The following is a 20,013-nucleotide window of genomic DNA, read 5'->3' on the forward strand; positions in this document are numbered from 1 at the left end:
AATAAGAATATCCCCGGTAAACGGACCCGATAAATATAAAAAACGAAAAAAACCGTCTCGGTACTTTTGAGACGGCCTCTTTTCGTTCGGGCGCATCGTCTTATTCCGATGTTAAGGTGCCTTCAGCCATTTTTTGGCGGCCTGCACAAAGGGGGAAGCGGGACTGTGCGATACGGCGAATGCGGAGGTGGCGGGCTCCCGCCCCCAGCCAAACACGGCCACAACAGACGCCCCGTTGCCAAACATATCCCTGAAATAGGCATCGGCTTGCTCCTGTGAGCCGTCCACGCCGATGCTGTACCCCTCGACGTTCCCGAAACGGGTCTGGGTGGGATCGGCTTTGGCAATCTCAGCCTTCAACGTGCCCAGGTCATACGGGCAGGAGACGGGCGACATGGAGAAACCCGGTATGGAATAATCGTTAACCGCCACCCAGATGGGTGGGGCAAACGTGGTGGACAGCTCGGGATGGCTGGATTTGATCCCCACGATATGGGTGAAAATCTTTTCCCTGGGTATCCCGGCGTCGTAGACCACCTTGGCCAAAAACTCGGAATAGTCGTGGATTACCCGGTAAAGCCGCTCCTTGTCATAGGTGGTGTATCCCAATGTGTGCAGGGCTCCGTAACCGAGTTTGCCTGCCTCCCAGGGCTCCATCCGGTCTCCCAGCAGCTGATTGACCGGAAGGTCATCCGGCTGGATGTTGTAGATCGTGTTATCTGCCGAATAATCGGGGATATGCGTTTCCCAGCCGATGGCCATCCCGGCAAACAGGTAGTCTTTGCCCACGGCCTTCAATGCCTCATAGCGGCTTACAAGCACGGAGAGCACACCCTGTGTCAGTTGCTCTTTTACGAATGCCTGGAAATCCGGCGAAGCCAGGTTGGGAAAGTGATCGGCATGCATCCAGTTGCCCCAATTGAACCAATAGTAAGGCAGCCTTCCGTTTGACTGCCCGCCCCATTGTTCACCGGGTTTGGGAAAAGAAACCCATTCACACCATTCCGGATGCTCGAAAAACTTCGGATTAGCCCCGCTGCCAAACTCTTTCGTATAGTTATTGATGTCGTCGAGCTGGAAGTACACCGGCACACCGTATTTTTCCGCGATGTCGAATGCTTTGTTAACCTGATACTGCATTTCGGCAACCGACTGTGTCAGGAGCATCGGGCCCGGCAGCCCGAAAGCATACTTGTATTCGGCACCGGGGCGGATGTCCCCAAACAGATGCGGCAGTTCACCCACAAACGTATAAGCGGTATTGGCGTCTCTCCCTGTATTTTCGCCATCGGCTTGCTCAACGTCCGTATTGGTCAGGAAAAACACAACATAGCGGTCGGCACCTCCATCCGGGCGGTCTGGATTTGCTTCGTTGTCTTTTGCGCACGCGCAAAGCATCGATGCGGAAAGCATCGATGCATAAACGAAGAAATGAATATGAAGCATAACACTGCGCATAACTAGTACCCCGGATTTTGATGCAGGTCGAAATCAGGGATGATCGATGCATCGGTCAATGGGATCGGCATGAGCAGGTTTTTGTCAGCCCACAGCGCCCGGTATTCGGTCACGAACCGCTTGTAAGAAAACGAATGGTCTGCTTCTTTGGTGATCTCCATACCGGTAACCAGCTTGTCGGTCTGGTCGAGTATCTTCCACCTGCGTACATCCCAGAAGCGTTGTTCCTCAAAGGCGAGCTCTACCCGCCGTTCGTTGCGGACCCGCTGACGGAACTGTTCCTGGGTCAGGTTCTGCGGCAGATCCGGCATATGCACCCGAGACCGCACGGTGTTGATGGCGCTGTACGCCAAGCCTGTCGGGCCGTTGGCTTCGTTTTCAGCCTCGGCAAGATTGAGGTACAGCTCGGCCAGGCGGTATTTCTTCCAACGTGTGTCTTCGGGCTGGCCCGACTGCAGTTTGGGATCGATGAATTTGCGCAGGTAGTAGCCCGTGCGGGTGAACGCCCAGCCGAGCGGGGCGACGAGCAGCTGATCGGCGCCACCTACGTAGGTCTCCATGAGGTGGATTTCGCCGCCGATGTTGTCATACGCGGCACCGTTGTACCATACCGTTGCATAGAACCGGGGGTCCCTGCCCACATAGGGATTGGCCGGATCGTAGCCCGAAGCGGGGTTGTAAATCGGCTGGGTATGCTCCTCATCCTGGTATCCCAGAATTACCGGCTCGCCCGTAGCCTGCATCTCGTAGCTATCTACCAGCTCCTGTGTCGGCGTAGCGCCTACCTTGAACATGCCGGGCTTGCTCGGAATGCTGTTGATGATGCTGAATACGGGGTCGATCTGCGGCTCGTGCACTTCGTAGATCGTTTCGCGGTCGCCGGGAGCCGAAGAGATATCCGTTTTACTCAGGAAGTAATTGCTGTAATCGCCCACCAGGGCATATCCCTGGGCGGTCAGTGCGTCGACCCCCTGCTTGGCAGCTTCAGCAGCCCTAGTCCACCTGCCTTTGTCATTGCCCGGATTCCACAGGGGGCTTGCGTTGTACAGCAGTGCCTGCGACTTGATGGCATAAGCAACAGCCCGGGTGAACCTGCCACGCTCGGCCTCGGTCGTGATCCGCATGGGCAGGTTGCTGTTTCCAATCACGATGTCGCATTCGCTCGCGATAAAATTGACGCATTCCTCAAATGTGGGCCGTGTGAGGGTGGTGTAGTCGTAGTCGTTGGCAAACGGCTCGGTTACGATCGGCATCGGACCGTACTCCTTGATCAGCTCCCAGAAATAGAACGCACGGAGCAACCGGGCTTCGCCGCGGAACCGCTCCCGGTTTGTCGGGCTCGGGATGTTTGCTGTCTCGACGTTGGCTAAAAACACGTTGGCATCCCGTATACCGGCCCAGAAGGTACCCCAATGGTATACACCTTTGCCGCGCTCCTGAGGGGTATGGAGCGGGTTGATGGTCGGAGTCAGCATACCTGCCGCCCAGCCCAGGGCCGCACCTGAATATGCATAGGCTTCGTCCGAAAACGGAGCCAGGAAATCGAAAAAGCCGTACTTCCAAAAGTAGCTGGGCATGCTTCCGTAAACGCGGTTCAGGTAGGCTTCTGTCCGTTTCTCGTCCTGGAAAATTTCTTCCAATGTGGTGCGTCCGTCGGGTGTAATATCCAGAAAATCCCTCGAACACGCTGACAGTGCCAGGAATGACAGCACCATCGTAAATATCTTTATTGTTTTCATCACAATACGCTATTAAAATGTGAGATTCAAACCAAAATTATACAACCGGGTGATCGGGTAATCCCTGCTGTTCGTCAGTTCGGGATCGAATTCTTTCGTAGGCAGCTTATCCCAGGTAAAAAGATTGAGGCCATTGGCATAGATACGCAGCCGCTTTGCCCCGATACGGGATGACCACCTACCCGGCAGAGAATAGCCGATTTCCATATTTTTCAACCGGAGGTAACTGGCATTCAGTATGAAGAATGAGTTGGCCCGCTCGTTGGGGCTGGCCTGCGTGGTCAGACGTGGATAGTTGATGGGTGCTCCCGAAGCGGCGCGCTCTTCCGTCCAGCTTTCGAGGTGCCGGGCTACGTAGTTGTTGCCGGCGAAAACCCCCTGGTCGCTGTAGAAGTTACTTACATTGGCAATTCCCTGCAGGAGCACACTGATGTCGAACGTTTTATAATTGACGTTGAGGGCCAATCCGTATTGGTATTCGGGTACCGTTGAATAACCGATGGGCGAAATATCCCGCTCGTTGATCACATTGTCTCCGTTCAGATCGCGATACTTAAAGTCGCCCGGGCGTGATTCGTGCCCGCCCACTTCCTGTACAGGCGATTGCGCAATGTCTGCCGCATCTTTAAAGTAGCCGTCAACGATGTAACCGAACATCTGCCCGATACGGTATCCGGTTTCCCGGTAGCGGTAGGCGAAATCATCCGGAAGCAAGGGCTCATCGGCAAATAGTTGTTTGTTGTGTGCGTAATTGAGGTTTAACCGGGTCAGGATAGAGAGATCGCTGTGGATGGTTTTCCGGTAGTTCAATTCGATTTCGTAACCCCGGTTCTCAATCACGCCGATATTCACCGGTGGCAGGACACTGGCGGGAAGCCCGTTCATCTCGGGTATGATCCCCCGGTTCCGCAGGATGTTGTCCCGCTTCTCGTAGAACGCATCGGCCACAAGTGTCAGGTCGTTGAACAGGCCGATTTCGAGGCCGACATTGTATTTGTTGGCAACTTCCCACTGCAACCGGCTATTTTTAAGCAGGTTGTAGGCAATGGTCTGACCGTTGCCCAAGCTACCCGAAAAGCCTCCGCCAACCGCCTGTATGTCGTCAATGTATAAAAACCGCCGGCTGCCGATCCGGTCGTTACCGACCTGGCCGTAAGAACCTCTCAGCTTCAACAGGGTCAGCACTTCCTTATCCTTATAGAACGGCTCGTTGGATACGACCCAGCTGGCAGATACCGCGGGGAAAAACCCAAAACGGTTATGCTTCGCAAATTGCTCGGAGCCGTTGTAACCCGCGTTGAATTCGACAAAGTAGCGCCCGCCGTATCCGTAGGTCAGGCGGGATGCCGTACCCATCAGCTTATAGGGCAATTGGTTGTCGATGATCGTGCTCTGCTGCTGGTATAACAGCATACCCGAAATGTCATGCTGCCCAAAAGACCGGGCATAGTTCAGAAAAGCCTGGACATTGGACAGGGTATTGAATCCACGCCCCCCACCGATGTTCAGGGGCGTATTCTGGTCGTTGTTGAACAAGCGGTAGTACACGCTGTCCCGACCGTCGGCACCGGTTAGGTTGGGGTTGATGATCTGCACATATTTCTCGTAACTGCGGCTGGCCTCCAGGTTGTTTACCGTGCGTGCATCGAACGACACAACCGCTCGGGCCGACAGGCCCTCGGTGATGAAATCGAGCTTCTGCTCCATGCCGTACGTTGCCAGCACATTGCTGCGTGTCTGCTTGATGTATCCGGAGCGGTTAATCAATCCATAGGCCGGACGGTCGACGTTGTCAAAGGTGATGACTTCGCCATCCGGAGTCAACGGACCAGGCACAACCGAAGGCATGTTGTTCATGAAATAGATGATCCAATCGGTGGGATTATCGCCCCCCAAGGCATAAGGGCTGTTGCGCTGCTCCAGGTAGCCGGCAACATTCAGAAACGCCTTGAGGTTTTTATTGATCTGGATGTCAATGTTCGACCGGAAATTATACCGGTCTAGCTTAAAGGTCGGGTTGTAGTTCAGGTCACGCTCGGTATTGAACTGCCCACCCTGATTGAGGTAGCCGGCGTTGACAAAGTAATGGGTCAGTTTGCCCTTACCGGAGATATTCAGGTTATATCGCTGTTGGTACGATACGTCTTTTACCAAGATATCCCGCCAGTCGGTATTCGGATACCGCAGCGGGTCTTCCTGGGTGCGGTACAATTCCAGCGCTTCGGCGCTGTATTGCTCGGGCAGCCCGTCGTTGCGCAGCGCCAGGTTCCGCAGCGAAGCGAAGTCATACGAATTGACCGGGCTGATAAACCGCGGAAAATCCTGGGCGCCCAGCTCGGCGATCAGGTTTACCTCGGGGACCTCCGAAGTGCCGCGTTTGGTGGTAACGAGGATAACGCCGTTAGCACCCCTCACCCCGAATATGGCGGTGGAAGAGGCATCTTTCAGGATGGTCACCGATTCCACCTCGTTGGGGTCAATATAGGTAAGATCGCGCTCAATGCCGTCTACCAGTACAATGGGGCTTTGCGCATTGACGGTGCCCTGCCCCCGGATAAACAGCTGGGTAATATCCCGGCCGGGCTGGCCGGTACGTTGGATGGAGGTAAGCCCCGGAAGCCGCCCGGCCAGACTCACGGCAAGATTGGCCGCGGGGCTTTGGCGGATTTCCTTGGTCTGGATGGAGGAGATGGCCCCGGTAACCGTCGCCTTTTTCTGGGCGCCGAAAGCGACTACCACCACCTCATCCAGTGGCGAAAGGTCTGCTACCATCGTAATCCGGAGCGGATCGGCCGAAGGCCTGATCTCCTGGCTTACGTAACCGACGATGGAGACTACTAAAACGGCGTCCGGCCCAGTAACCTGTATGGCAAATGTCCCGTTTTCATCGGTAGACACCCCGTTTAATGTCCCCTTTTCCTGCACGCTGGCCGGCGATAACGGTTCCCCCGATTCGTTGACGACTACCCCCGTTACCAATTGCTGCTGTACGGAAGCGGCGGATTTACCGGATTTTATGATGACCATGTTGCCATCCAGCACCTCGTACGACAGACCGACCTGCTCCAGGTAGGGTGCCAGCACTCGGTCCCATTCCTGGTTATCGGCGGTCACATTCCGGAGCGTCTGTTTACCCAGCGCATCGTCGTTGTAGACAAAATGGAGCGGAGTCTGGCGTTCGATTTCCTTGATTAACTTTTTAATAGACGTTTCACGCATCTTTACCGACACCTTAATTTGCCCAAATGCCTCTGTGGCTTGGAGTTGGATGCACGACGCGATCAGAAAAAACAAAACTAGTTTTGCCATAAGCAACCACTTGAGGGTCATACGAAAAAAAGACCCCATGTGAAGTACATGAAATTTCATATTTTTGAAAATTGGGTTTTAATTAGTTAGCACCTTACTTTCTCAGGGCATTGTGCTAATTCTTTAATCCGTTCAGGAGCGGAACACTGTGTTCCGCTTCCCTTGTTTTTAGTCAATTTATCCGCTCATCGTTCTCTCCAAAAAAGGGTTGTCAATTCGGTTTATTTGATTAGGGTGCCAGTTAATCCGTTGGCGCGTCAAGTGTAACGGATTCACCGCTGCGGCTGAAACGCAAACTTCCCGTCCGTGCAAGGGCTTGTAAGACGGTATCCAGCTCCATGTGCGGGAAAATCGCACTGAACTTTTTCTCGCGGTTCGCGCCGTTGGCAATCTTCACTTCAACGCCGTACCATTTTTCCAGCTTTGATGCGACAAGCACCAGGTTATCCCCATCGAACACAAGCTTATCGGCGGTCCAGAGCGTTTCATTGGCCATCGGCTGTCCCGGAGACAGGGTAATGTCGCTAACAATGTAATTTTCGGTTGCTCCGCCGGTTAAGGCTGCCGTACCGGAAGAATCCCTTATCCCCTCTTTGTACACCGATACCTTTTTACCGGGTTGCAGGGGAATCTTTTTGGTCGGATTGGCAGGCAGCGTAAATTCTACACGCCCCGAAATCAATGACGTTTCAATCTTGTCTTCCTCCTCGTATGCCCTTAAGTTAAAAACGGTTCCCAACACGTTAATGGTTGTTCCCTCCGTAACAATGGTAAACGGACGCTTGGCATCCTTTTCGATCTGGAAATACCCCTCGCCCCTGAAGGTGATCCGGCGGTTTGCCTGGTTAAACCCGTCATCCAGCACCAGCTTGCTGCCGCCGTTCAGGCGTACGGTCGACCCATCGGGCAGAATCACACTTTTACGTTCGCCCACCTGGGTAATAAATGTCTGTGGATTTCCGCGGTAGATGGATTGGAACACAACCAGGCCCAGTACAAGGAGCACCGCTGCCGCAGCGACCACGCGCCGCCAAACGAAGTACCGACCGGCTGGATGCACACGCGAAGGCAACTGTTGCCAGTGCCGTTCAAATGCAGCTTCAACCGACTGCTGATCGACCGGACCACTCCCTGTACAGGCCTCATACAAGGCCTGCTTGCGGTCGTCGTTGCCTATGAGGTCCATCATTTCGAGGTGTTCTCCGGGCATAATCGTGCCTGCCATGAACTTGCCTAACAGCGCTTCAAAGCGGTTTTCGTCTTGTTCCATATCCTATGAGACGGAAAAACCCAGCAAAGTCGCCAGTGGAAACAAAAAAAATTTACAGCCTCAGCAATGCAGCCAGTTGACGGATGGCGGTCTGTATGTGGCGGTTGACGGTATTCTCAGCAATTCCCATGATTTCCGCGGCTTCCCGGTAGGTACATCGGGTTTCCCGTACGAGCAAAAACACCGCCCTGCACTTGGGAGGTAGGCTGTCAAGCGCACGGTCAATGGCAGCAACAGCCTCCGAAGAGATCATCCGTTCTTCGGGCGATTGCAGATCGGCAGCCATGTCGTGTACCAACTCCTCCTGGAAACTGAATTTCCGGTTCTTTTCGGCATAATCCAGCGCCTTGTTGCGGAAAGCCTTGAGCACATACACCCGGAGGTTCTGTATATCCATCAGCTTTTTCCCCATCAGCCACAGGTTTGTCATCACATCGGCCACGGCTTCTTCGGCAAGCTCCCCACGCCGGAGGTACTGGGTACAGAAACGTACGCCCAATGGATAAAAATGGAAAAAAAGGCGGCGATAGGCTTGTTCATCGCGGTGATAGGCGACCAAGTGCTGCCATTCACGCAGCTCGTCATCAGAAGCTATGTTTTCTCCCTGCTTTAGTTTAATCTTGGTCATTTATCAGTACCTGATCCCACAAAGGTACTATAAATAATAGATTTTGCCGGTACGCGCTGTCCGGTTAATCGATATACTTGATGGCCTGCGCCTTTTGGTAACGCTTGGTATCTTCCGACCCGGCATATTCGAACCCCAGGATGATAACGCCATCGGCTCCGACCTCCCGGCATTTGGCGATGATGCTTTGCTTGGCACTCTCCTCCCCATTGACACCTGACACCAATTCAGACAGATGGCCAATCACTTTGTATTCGAATTCGACATCCCGCTCTGCATAGTATACATCAATGTGTTCGGTGGGCGGATAGCGGTCACCCACATAGGAGAGGGTGGAACAGGAAAATAACGAGCAAACTGCCAGGACAACTAAGCTGAAACGGGGGATCGGACGGATAACTTTCATACGTGAATGGGCTTGTAAGCCACAAACTTAGATAAATTACCTTTTATATGCAATTTAATCGCATTACATCGGTCTCTCCCCTGCCAAGGGAAGCCAATATTTTAGAGGCTTGTAACCCAGTCCTGCATGATACTTCTCTTTATGCCTTTGGGAAATTTTTTGCACGATCCGATAAGCAGTTAGCTTTGATTATTATTTAGATTTATTTTAAATAAATAAGAAAAGTTACTAATATTGCCAATCAAATTTCAATCGCAAATGAAACCTTATAATTACGTAGTGTACTTATTATCCGTGATTTTTCTCGGTATTTCAGGGGTTTATGCCCAAAATAACGGTCGCGCAGTAGTGTCTGGAAAAGTTTCCACCTCGAACGGCCTACCCGCAGCAGCGGTAAGTGTCGCCGTGGTTGGTACCCGACAGGGAACAACAACCGATGAACAGGGACGATACCGCCTGGAATTGACTGAGGCGGGGCCCGTGACCCTGGAAGTCAGTGCGGTCGGTATGGCCAGACAGCGGAAAACCGTGACCGTAAGTGCCGGCACTCCGGTCGAACAGGATTTTACAATCGATATGACCAGCGCCCAGCTGCAGGAAGTCCTCATCACGCAATCCAGGGGTTATGCCACGCTGGCGCCTTCGCCTACCCTGCGGCTGGATGAACCGCTCGTGGAGATTCCCCAGAATATTCAGGTGGTTTCTCCCAAAGCGTTGGCCGACCAGCAGGTAATCAGCATGAGCGACGGGCTGATCCGCAACGTAAGCGGTGCCGTACGCCTGGAGCACTGGGGTAACCTCTACACGAATATCAGTATGCGGGGTACCCAGATACAGGCCCTCCGCAACGGGTTCAACGTGGTAACCTCCTATTGGGGGCCGCTCACCGAAGACATGAGTTTTGTGGATCATATTGAGTTTGTCAAAGGGCCCGCCGGGTTCCTGCTGTCAAATGGCGATCCTTCGGGTTCTTACAATGTGGTAACCAAGAAGCCAACGGGCGAGACCAAGGGCGAAGCTTCGGTCACGGTGGGCCAGTACAACCTGTACCGGACAGCGGTCGACCTGGACGGCAAGTTATCCCGGAACGGCAAGGTTCTGTACCGGCTGAATGTATCGGCGCAGGCCAAAGGTTCCCATCGTGCGAATGAATCCGACAACCGTTACGTGGTGGCCCCGGTGATTGCCTACCGGCCGGATGACAAGACGACAATTACCGCGGAGTATACCCTGCAATATGCACGCATGTCTGACGTGGGTTCCTATTACGTATTCGGGCCCGTTAACAAGGGATATGCCTGGCTACCGCAAAATTTCACGATGACACCGGAGGGCCTGGATCCCACCAACATCACCGACCAAACGTTTCTGCTGAATGTGACCCGCGATCTTACCCCCAACTGGAAGGTAACCGCACAGGGCTATTACCTCCGGTACAGTCAAAAGGGTACTTCCATGTGGCCGGAGAGTGAGATGACTGACGACGGAAAAATCATCCGCGGGGTTGATATATGGGACGCCTTCAGCAGGTCAATCCTCGGCCAGGCATTTGTAAACGGCCATTTCAACACCAGCGGTATCCAGCACCGGGTGCTGGCGGGCGTTGACGTAGGTAACAAAGACTACATGGCCGATTGGTTGCAGAGCTTTGCGTTGGACACGGAAGATGATCCGTTTGATGTATACAACCCCGACCTTGGCCGACCGGCAAATGGCTATCCGGTGTTCGACCGGGAAACCTCCTTAAGCGAGCGGGCCGAAGCAGCCGGCGGCATCCAAACCCAACGCTATGCCGGCGTATACCTACAGGATGAGTTGGGCTTTTTCGAAAACCAGCTACGCCTTACACTGGCCGGGCGCTACACCTGGGTAAAGCAGAGTGAATGGGGTGAAGAGGCTTACCAGGCCAGCCATTTCACGCCGCGTATCGGTCTGAGCTGGAGCATCGATGCCCATACATCTGCGTATGCCTTGTATGACCAGGCCTTTGTACCCTAGGCGGGACGCATTTACGGGGGCGGCAAGGTGAAGCCCATCACGGGCAATAACCAGGAAATCGGCATTAAACGCAACTGGGCAGGCGGCAACTGGAATACGAGCGTATCCGTGTACCGGATATTAAAGGAAAACGAGCTCACCGCTGATCCCATCCACAGCGATCCGAATCAAAGCTATAGCATTGTACTGGGCCAAAAGGTAGCGCGGGGCGTGGAGTTTGATGTACGGGGCCGCATCCTTCCCGGTTTCGACGTAACGGCCAACTATGCCTATACCAACGCAGAAATCACCAAGTTAAACGAGGGGGTGGAGGGCTTTGAAGTGGGCGACGTTGTACCCGGCTATTCCACCAATACGGCCAATGCCTGGCTCGATTATACCCTTCAGCGAGGCCCCCTGCGCAATGCAGGGATTTCCGCCGGTTTTACCTACCTCTGGGACCGGAAGACCTACGACGGCGAACTGGAAGGAATACCTTTTGACGATTATTTCAAATTGGATGCGGGCATCCATTACGGCATCAAAAACTTCACGGTCCGGTTAAATGCGTTCAACCTCCTGAATAACTACCTGTACAGTGGCTCGTACTACGAGTGGAACAATGCGTTTTACTGGCAAACCGAAACACCACGCAACCTACGGCTCTCAATTGGGTATAAATTCTAGGGTACCACCGATGGTCAAAAAAAATTAAAAAATATTTTGCATAGTGTAAAAAATACACTATCTTTGTGTCATCATAATTTAGGTTTATAATTGGTTAGTAAAGGTTTCCATTCTCCCCGTTTGGAAACCTTTCATTTTTACAGCGGTTAAGCCCCCAATATCTTTGCCTTCTCCACATCAAACTCCTCCTGACTGATGATTCCGGCGTCCAGCAATTCTTTGAGGTCAAATAGGGCCTGCTTTTTCTCGCTCATGTCCATTCCCTGCCTGACCTCAGCTTTCTTCACCTGCCCAGCCGCTACGGGTCCATCCCCGATTGGATTCGATTTAGCCCCGAAATCGATCAGCAGGGCGGTTATTTCATTGAACCCTTGTATGTTGGAGTAGTCGATGGGTTTTTGCTCCAGCACGTTGGCCACATCGGTCTCCGCACCGTTAGACAGCAGGAACCGCACCACATCTTTTTTCCCGTATGCCGCGGCATAATGCAGTGCGGTATTGCCGGAGGCATCCTGCTTATGGATCGAAGCACCCGCGTCAAGCAGCTGTTTGACCAATGAAAGGTACCCGGATTTCGCGGCCGTCTGTAACAGCGTTTCACCCGCATAATGCGGTTCGTATCCCAGTACAAATGCCTGCCTGCCGGTACGTGCGGTCAGCGTTTCAAGGTATCGCCCGTCTTTCCCGTCAAAAGAGTCGACCGGGCGGGCGTAGTCGGGCGACAGCCCTTTGGCAAGGAACAAGGCCAGCAGCTCTTTCTGATTGCTGCTGCACACGTACCATACCGGGGAAACGCCTTCGGCAGATTCGGCAAAGATGTCACTCCCCTGCTCCAATAACTTCCCGGCAATGATGCGGTTGCCGCCCTGCACCGCCAGCAACAGGGGGCTTTCGCTCCGGTCGTTGGCCAGGTTTACCGAAGCACCGCCCTCCAGCAAGGTGGTTACAATGGGCATGGAGTTGCCCGCCACCGCAAGATTCAATGCGGTATTGCCCCCCTTATCGGTGATGTCTACGTCTGCACCCTGCCGCACCAATAACTGAACCATCGGGGGGTGCTTATATTGCACGGCCAGCAATAACGGCGACACTGCCTCGTTGTTGAGCGCATTGACGTCCAGCCCTTCAGCTATCAGCTTCTCGGCGATTTCCTGCTGGCCCGTCTGCGCGGCAATGTGCAGCAAACCATTCCCCTGGAAATCGTTGATATCCGGCTTGGCGCCCTGTTCAAGCAAGTAGAGCGCCGTTTGCTTCTGCTTTTGGAGAAGCGCGAAGTACAATGGGGTTTCGCCATTGTGGTCTTCGTAGTCGAGCACCGCGCCTGCTCCGATCAGTTTTTTTACCAGATCCAGGTATCCCCGGTGAGCAGCGTAGTGCAGTGCCGTACGGCCGCGCTCATCGGTATACGAAACGTCTACCTGGTTTTTTTCGATCAGGATCTCGGCGATTTTGCGTTTGCCGCCTTCGCAGGCAACGATAAAAGACTGGGACATACGTTATGCTAATTGTCGTGTTTCAATAATAATTCAACCGTTTTCGCCTTCAGGTTATCGTCTATGGCATAATCCACGGCCTTCTTATCCTCCGTATTTTCGATACGGGGATCGACCCCCTGCTTGAGCAAAAACTTGACTTTCCGGTACAGTTCCTTTGCTTTTGCCTCCTCGTAATTCAGGTCGACCCTGCATACTTTGTGCAGCAGGGTGTTACCTTCGTTGTCGCGGTAATCAGCACCTAGGTGGCCGTTTTCTACCACCTGCGCCAGGAGATCGGCCGACTTTTCGGCTACCCAGTCAACCCCGGTCTTCGCATTGCTGTACCACGAAGAAGCTTCGGTAAGGTCGGCACCCGCGGCGAGGAGCAGGCTGACAATCTTCCGGGCGGATTCCGTATCGGCATACATGACCCGCAGATAGGCATTCAGCAGGTTTTCTCCCTGTTGGGTTACGGCATGGAAGTCTGGCGTTTGGCGGGCCAGCAACATTTCCAGTATTACGGGGTTGTGCTGACCCACGGCTGCATAATGGAAAGCGGTTTCGCCTTTCTTGTCGGCAATATTTGGGTCGGCACCGTGTTCCAGTAACCTAGCGACAGCTTCCATTTTGCCGGCCACAATTGCCGCATGCAACGCCGTTTTTCCTTCTACGGTTGCCTCATTCGGGTCGGCCCCTTCACCGAGCAGCCAATCCAGTAATTCGGCCGTGCGCTGCGGTGAATTCATCCGCAGCCCGCAGGCCTTGTAGAGCAGGGTGCGCCCATAGGAATCACTCCGCACCGGATCGGCTCCCGCAGCGGTAATGACCTTCAGAAGAGGCAGGGGCGCATTCGCCGTCAGGGCATATTCCAATAGGGTAGTTGAACCGACCTCTTCCTCAATGTCATCCAACCGGTTGAGATAGCCGCCGAACCAGGATAAGTAACCGTCCCATGCTTCGTCCGACCCCAGTTGGGGCTTGACCAGCACGCTCACCACCGAGGTGTCAAAGCCGTCGTATTCGAAAAGATCAGTCGGAAGGAGCACGCCCTTATCGATTAATTGATCCAACGCATGATAGAAACCCGAACGGATCAACTGAGCAACTACTGAATTTGCCTGATAGGATGGGTAATCCGTGGCCGTTGATGCTCCATTTATGATCATCTCCACCGTGGCCGCATCGCTCTGGCGGGCGGCACTTTCAATGGCCCTTAATTCTTCGTTTGTCATATCTTGTTTTATTGACGACGCAAGGTACGAACCAAAAATAGAAGAAATCTCCCTAAAAACAGGGATTTGTAAAAAGCGTGGCCCCGCTTACCTTTGCAGGGTGTACAACTATTCTTGCAACCATCCGATATTACGCGTCGTCGCTATCCTTGCGGCGGTTATGCCCCTGTGTATCCACCCCGTATGGCCACAATCCAACCCAGCGACTACCGGAGGGCTCATTGCTGAGGCGCTGGCTCCCTTCGAAAGCGATTTCGCCGAAATCAGACTGGACGGCAAACGGCAGTACCTGCACCGATCAGGGCGGGTTACGGTAGACAAACCCGAGCAGTACGGCGCCCCGATCTGCATTGCCGTCAAAAACGGGGCATACGGCGCTATAAACCGGAAGGGCGACGTGATTGCGGATTTCGATTACGACCGGATTTATTACGAATACGAGGACACCGAAAAAACTGAGACACAACGGGAATACCTCTATTTTCTCGCTGTCGTACAGCGTGCCGGGAAATACGGTGCGGTCGATACGCTGGGGCATGTGGTCGCCCAACCCATCTATGAAGAACTGCAACCCATCAACGGACTGGTGATTGCCGCGCAAAAATCGGGCAAATGGGGGTTGCTGTCACTGAAAGACGGTCGTATGGTGCTGCCTTTTGAATACGACGGACTGAAAGAACATTATGGGCTGAACGGCTGCATCGAAGTGACCGTGGGCAAGGCAATCGGCCTGCGCTCGGCCGATGGGCAGCGCGAGCTGATCCCTCCCGCTTACCAAAGTCTGCGTGTACTGCCGCTGTCCACGGGTGCGATCATCACCGCTAAACAGGATACCCGCACCCGGCTGCTGGGTACCCTCGGGCAAATCATTACGGAAGTGGACTACGACGACCTCCAGGCAGAGGGCGAACGGATACGGGTAGAAAAAGACGGGAAGCGGGGTTGGCTGACTGCCCAGGGAACCGTGATGATCCCTCCGGCTTACGACGAATCCAGCGAATGGCGGGCAGGACGTTGCGTGGTATCCCAGGGAAACATGAAAGGAGTGATTAACGCCGACGGGAAAATCGTGCTACCCTGCCAGTACGGGGAAATCCGGTTGGTGGATCCCAACGGAAGCGTATCTGCGGACCCCGTGTTCATCCGGACGGAAAACGCAGGCAAATGGGGATTGTTTGACATCAATGGCCAGCCGATTCTCCCCATGGACTACGACGACATCCGCCCCGCGCAGGCGGGAACAGTTGGCTACATCTGGGCGGCAACCGACGGGAAATACGGCATCTTTGACTCCAACGGAAAAGAGCTCCTCCCCTTCGGCTATCCGTTGCCGACGGATGGATACCGCCCTTCGGTGCAGGGAATTTCCCCCGCTTCCATCGTCGCCCTGCCCGATGGCGACCGTATTGGGCTGTACGACCTTGAACAGAGGCAATGGATCCTGCCCCCTGAATACGAACAAATCGAATGGCAGTTGGGTGCCTTTATCAAAGCCACCAACCGCAAAGGGGCCAATGAGGGATACGAGGTGCCCATATCGGCCTATTTTACCAGCGACGGTACCGAGCTGATCGCTCCCACGGAGTACCTCTTCGCCGATGCTGTCGATACCGATCGGTATGTCGTAAAGACCCTCGTACAAGGCTATTGGAAAACCGAACTGTTCGACCGCTCCGGAAAGCCGCTGTACACCAACAAAGACTGGGAGTTTGACGCTTTCCGGTTTAACAAGCTGCTGGTGCCCGACAGCGTTTCCATCGGCCAGAGACGGGGACATTTCCAGAACGGCTGGCTGAAAATATCGGCCGAAGACAACCTGTTCGTCGACCGTTCCGGCCGGGAACACCGCTTCGACAGCCTGGACTATGTAGGCGATTTCTACAACGGCCGGGCCATCGCCACCAAACAGGTGAACCAAGTGGACCACATCGGCATGATCGATTCCGCCGGGAACATCCTGCTGCCACTGGTATACACAGACATCGATAAATTGTACGATTCAGACCTGCTGCTTGTCTCCAAAGCGGGAAAGGCCGGTCTCGTGGATAGCAACGGCAAGGTAATCGTGGAAGCGCAATACGACCGCATTGACCGGACCGCGCGGAAGGACCTGTTCGAAGTGCAGCGCGACGGCAAAAAAGGGATCGTCGACGACAAGGGCCGCACCATTCTGCCCCTGGAATACGAAGAAATCCAGTTCCACGACACCTTCTTCGTCGTTACGGCACAGGGAAAAAAGGGATTCCTGACTCCCGACGGACAGGTGCTTGCACCCCCCCAATACGAGGAGGTCCGGCTGAACAATTCCTACTCCGGCTACTTCCCTGCCCTGGTGCAGCGAGGGGATCATTGGACATACATTGACCCGACGGATACCGGACAATCCTTTCACATCATCGGAAAAACAAAATTAGGCTATTGATGGCAGCATTTCATTCACATTGCATACGAAGCATGGTCGGCCTGTTCCTGCTGTTGGCCATGGAGGCTTCCGGACAAACCACCACCGCCGAGGCAGAACGTTTCGGCACGGACGGACTGGCTCATGTAGTGGTAAGCGGGCGTAGTTTCTACATTGACACCCAGGGCAACCGGGCATTTGACGCCTATGAAAATCCGGATCAGCCGTGGCTGATCCCGGCGGATGAGGGGGACAGCGCCAAGGCCTACATCGTCGTCCGGGACGGCCTGAAAGGACTGCGGTCGGTGCAGGGGAAATGGGTGCTACCGCCGGAATTCGAACAGGTTGAATTTTACACGGACGACTGCTGGAAACTCACGAAAGCCGGCAAACAGACATTTGTGACACCGAAAGGCGAGTTGTTGCCCTACTTTGAGGAAGCGAGGTACTTGGATGGCCGTTATTTTGATGTCAAAACCGACGGAAAGTGGGGCATATACGACAGTAGAACCCAACGCATGGCAGTTCCCGCCGTGTACGACGGGTTCGACTACTGCGGGGGGTGCGGCCGGAAATCCGATTATGTTTATGCTCAGCAAAACGGGAAATGGGGGGTCATCGATTTCAACAACAACGTGCGGGTACCTTTTGCCTACGAACACGGTCACTGGGGCGGCATGCGAAGCGATGCGTGGATCAGCTCGTTTTCCAAAAATGGAAAATCCCTGTTTGTGAATATTCCGACCGGCAAGGAGTTCGCAGCGGATGACGACGAATGGATGGAAATTCTCAGTGGCGGTGAGCTGGTGGTGGAAATAAATGGTAAATATGGCCTCATCGATACCTTGTGCCGGGAGGTCCTGCCGCCTGTATATGCCCGCATTGCTACCCCCAACCCCAACGATTACCGAGGGTACTATGGTCCGTACGCGATTGTTGAAAAAGACCGGAAAAAGGGTGTCTATGAATCGGGGCAGGGCATTATCATCCAACCCGAATGGGACGAAGTGCGTGTATACGACGACTATTTTGTACTGGCACGCGATGGCCAGTATGGTCTGTACGACCGCACAGGCAACGCGCTGCTTCCTCCCGGTTATACAGACATCACCCACATAAACGACTATTTCTATTCATCGGGAAGTGAGGGAATAGCCATTTTCAAAACCAAGCAAAAGGCACTCTACGGGCTCTTTTTCGCCGAAACAGGGGTGGAGATACCGCCGGGCTTCCACGAAATAGACCTGAAATCCCTGAGCTATGGCCAAGAGGCAACACGGATCGCAGGCGAATTCCAGGGGGAAGAAGCGGTTTTTGACTTCAACGGCAACGAACTGCTTCCGCTGGGATATGAAGAGTGGGAGCCGTTGGATACCGCCTCAGCCCGGTACCTGATGGTGACCAAACAGGGGAAACGGGGGGTGTACGACACGCAATCGAAGAACGTGGTAATCCCCTTGGATTTTGATCACATACGGCCTTTCCCTGGCGCCGGTGAACGGGTGCTGGCTGTGACCTCTGACAACGACGACAACCGGTATGGGGTATACGCGCTCGACGGATCGGAAATGCTCCCGCCGGTATTCAGCGCTTACAACGAGGTCGCCGGCATTGCGGGATTATTTTCCGGGGATCCGGAAGGGAGTAATGCCGTTTTGATAGACGGACGCAATGGAGCGAAAACGACCCTCCCCGCACGGTATACCTGTGCGCTTGAAAATACGGTACTGGTGCTGATTTCGGACGATTCCACACGGGCGCGGCTGTACCACCCTGTTGAAAAACGGATTGTGAACGACCTAGAATTTGCCTTTCCTTACAGCTATGCCACCGATAACCGGCTTGCTTACCTCCAAAGATTTGCTTCCAATGGACTGGCATGGGTACAGACCGGCGGATTGTACGGACTGATAGACACGACCGGCCGCTGGGTAAGGAAACCATTTTATGACAAAGCGCTCGATTTCGACGGGAAGAAAAGGACAGTGGGTGCCAAGGCATACCCTGCTTCCGATTGGCGGAGCAGCGCGGGATATGTGGCCTATCAGTTTATCGGATCGGATGGCCAACCCCTGATCAACCAGGTATACACCGGCCCCAATGAATTTCTCATGGACATGGATTACTTCGTTGGCAATTACCTGGTGATACGCGATTTCGATGCCGAAACCGGAGGCCTGTACATGGGCCTGGCCGACACGGTTGGCAAGGTAATACTTCCCCCTGTTTATGATGTTGTCGAAGCGTTCAACGGAAACCGCTATTTCCTGCTGCAGAAAGGCCAAAAATTCGGCATTGCCGGCAGTGACGGCCGTATCATCCTGCCCGTGGAGTTTGACAACCTCTTGCTGAACCGGTACGACAAAGAGGCAGGTATCACCTTCCCCCTATTGGGCTACCGCTCAGCGGAATGGAAATATTACACCGAAAACGGCGATGTATTGCAGGTGAAGGGTGTTGGCGACAAGGCATGGTCTGTCAATACCGGATTCTGGTAACCGGTTGACAGCAGACCAATGGCAAACGCATCATCGGTCTGCTGCCAGTCGGCTATATTCCAGACACGCAGTTAACTGCCTTAGTTAACCGCCCTGAACACCCAAAAATAGGCGGCTCCCCAGGCACCGGTGCCCGGCGGTGCATAGCTCAGCACCATCCGGTTGTCGTCCAGCATCAGGATGTCGTACTCGTAAACCGGAATACTTCCTTCATCGGGCGATTTGCCACACAATACCGTGACTCCCTTCGTGGTAAGTTTGCCCACCGCCCAGGTATCGCCATTTTCCAGGGGTGTTTTCTTCGACATATCAAACGAAAATGAGCCCGTTGTCGTCTCTCCTCCCGCTTTCACCTTGGAGAGCTTGGCGCCCCGCAGGGAGAAAACCAGTTTGGCACCTTCACCCTCACCGGGTGCCTGATCTTCGATGGCTGCCACATCCAGCATCCACCACTCCGGTTTAAAGCTGCCGAGGTATCCCCCGTTGCCCCATACGGCGGGTTGCGAGTCGTCCCACACCCATTCCTTCTCGCTGCCTCCGGTTAGGTATCCCCATTCGGGAGGAACGGGAAAGGTCAGTTCTTCGACATTCACCGTAAGAGTCTTGGTTATTTCCGTGCCGTCGGGATTAAGCCCGGTGAATAGGATCTCGTTTTCGCCCTCGGTCACCAACAATGCCGTGTCGGTCTTTTTCTGGGACGTACCGACCCCGAAATCCCATGAAGAGAGTACGGGGCTCCTATTGTCCAGTATCACTTTGTTCGATTGTTTGCCATCCACCACCAATAACGTGGCGGAGATATCCAGCTGCTCGGCGGTAATGGCACCGCCGATATCCATACGATCTTCAATGGGCTCACAGCCCGAAAAAAGGAGCGCCAGCGAGGCTGCACACAGGCAGCAATAATTGATAAGCTTTTTCATCTTGCTTCTT

Annotated in this window: 13 protein-coding genes; 4 read left to right on the forward strand and 9 right to left on the reverse strand. The window is 53.9% G+C overall.

The window, feature by feature from the left end; translation table 11 throughout:
- Positions 1–111: 111 nt before the first annotated feature.
- The 6 genes from IEX60_RS18850 to IEX60_RS18875 all read right to left on the reverse strand — a co-directional run bounded on the left by IEX60_RS18850 (position 112) and on the right by IEX60_RS18875 (position 8,810).
- On the reverse strand, positions 112–1,446 hold the full coding sequence (locus tag IEX60_RS18850; RefSeq protein WP_188752968.1) for a hypothetical protein: 1,335 nt from the start codon (positions 1,444–1,446) through the stop codon (positions 112–114).
- Between the two features lie 14 nt (positions 1,447–1,460).
- Positions 1,461–3,197: a RagB/SusD family nutrient uptake outer membrane protein gene (locus IEX60_RS18855; RefSeq protein WP_188752969.1), complete on the reverse strand. Its 1,737-nt coding sequence runs from the start codon at positions 3,195–3,197 to the stop codon at positions 1,461–1,463.
- 12 nt (positions 3,198–3,209) lie between these two features.
- On the reverse strand, positions 3,210–6,506 hold the full coding sequence (locus IEX60_RS18860) for a SusC/RagA family TonB-linked outer membrane protein (protein ID WP_188752970.1): 3,297 nt from the start codon (positions 6,504–6,506) through the stop codon (positions 3,210–3,212).
- Positions 6,507–6,747: 241 nt separating this feature from the next.
- Positions 6,748–7,776: a FecR family protein gene (locus IEX60_RS18865; protein WP_188752971.1), complete on the reverse strand. Its 1,029-nt coding sequence runs from the start codon at positions 7,774–7,776 to the stop codon at positions 6,748–6,750.
- 52 nt (positions 7,777–7,828) lie between these two features.
- A complete protein-coding gene (locus tag IEX60_RS18870) occupies positions 7,829–8,404 on the reverse strand; it encodes an RNA polymerase sigma factor (protein WP_188752972.1) in 576 nt (191 codons plus the stop codon).
- Between the two features lie 64 nt (positions 8,405–8,468).
- Positions 8,469–8,810, reverse strand: a complete 342-nt coding sequence (locus IEX60_RS18875) for a hypothetical protein (protein ID WP_188752973.1) — start codon at positions 8,808–8,810, stop codon at positions 8,469–8,471.
- Between the two features lie 258 nt (positions 8,811–9,068).
- Between IEX60_RS18875 and IEX60_RS18880 the strand changes: the two genes are divergently transcribed.
- On the forward strand, positions 9,069–10,808 hold the full coding sequence (locus IEX60_RS18880; RefSeq protein WP_229717644.1) for a TonB-dependent receptor: 1,740 nt from the start codon (positions 9,069–9,071) through the stop codon (positions 10,806–10,808).
- A gap of 27 nt (positions 10,809–10,835) precedes the next feature.
- Complete coding sequence (locus IEX60_RS24875) at positions 10,836–11,474, forward strand: TonB-dependent siderophore receptor (RefSeq protein WP_229717645.1); 639 nt, start codon at positions 10,836–10,838, stop codon at positions 11,472–11,474.
- Between the two features lie 146 nt (positions 11,475–11,620).
- Here IEX60_RS24875 and IEX60_RS18885 read toward each other — a convergent pair whose 3' ends face one another.
- A complete protein-coding gene (locus IEX60_RS18885) occupies positions 11,621–12,967 on the reverse strand; it encodes an ankyrin repeat domain-containing protein (RefSeq protein ID WP_188752974.1) in 1,347 nt (448 codons plus the stop codon).
- A gap of 8 nt (positions 12,968–12,975) precedes the next feature.
- Positions 12,976–14,181 carry an ankyrin repeat domain-containing protein gene (locus IEX60_RS18890; protein WP_188752975.1) on the reverse strand — a complete coding sequence of 402 codons (1,206 nt, stop codon included), beginning with the start codon at positions 14,179–14,181 and terminating at the stop codon, positions 12,976–12,978.
- A gap of 100 nt (positions 14,182–14,281) precedes the next feature.
- Here IEX60_RS18890 and IEX60_RS18895 point away from each other — a divergent pair, with 100 nt between their 5' ends.
- Positions 14,282–16,603, forward strand: a complete 2,322-nt coding sequence (locus IEX60_RS18895; RefSeq protein WP_188752976.1) for a WG repeat-containing protein — start codon at positions 14,282–14,284, stop codon at positions 16,601–16,603.
- Positions 16,603–19,080: a WG repeat-containing protein gene (locus tag IEX60_RS18900; protein ID WP_188752977.1), complete on the forward strand. Its 2,478-nt coding sequence runs from the start codon at positions 16,603–16,605 to the stop codon at positions 19,078–19,080. The genes IEX60_RS18895 and IEX60_RS18900 overlap by 1 nt, the downstream gene beginning before the upstream one ends.
- Positions 19,081–19,160: 80 nt before the next feature.
- On the opposite strand, the gene IEX60_RS18905 is transcribed toward IEX60_RS18900, so the two are convergent.
- Positions 19,161–20,003, reverse strand: a complete 843-nt coding sequence (locus tag IEX60_RS18905; RefSeq protein ID WP_188752978.1) for a hypothetical protein — start codon at positions 20,001–20,003, stop codon at positions 19,161–19,163.
- Positions 20,004–20,013 lie beyond the last annotated feature (10 nt).

The organism is Parapedobacter defluvii, from assembly GCF_014642075.1.
Classification (GTDB): Bacteria; Bacteroidota; Bacteroidia; order Sphingobacteriales; family Sphingobacteriaceae; genus Parapedobacter; species Parapedobacter defluvii.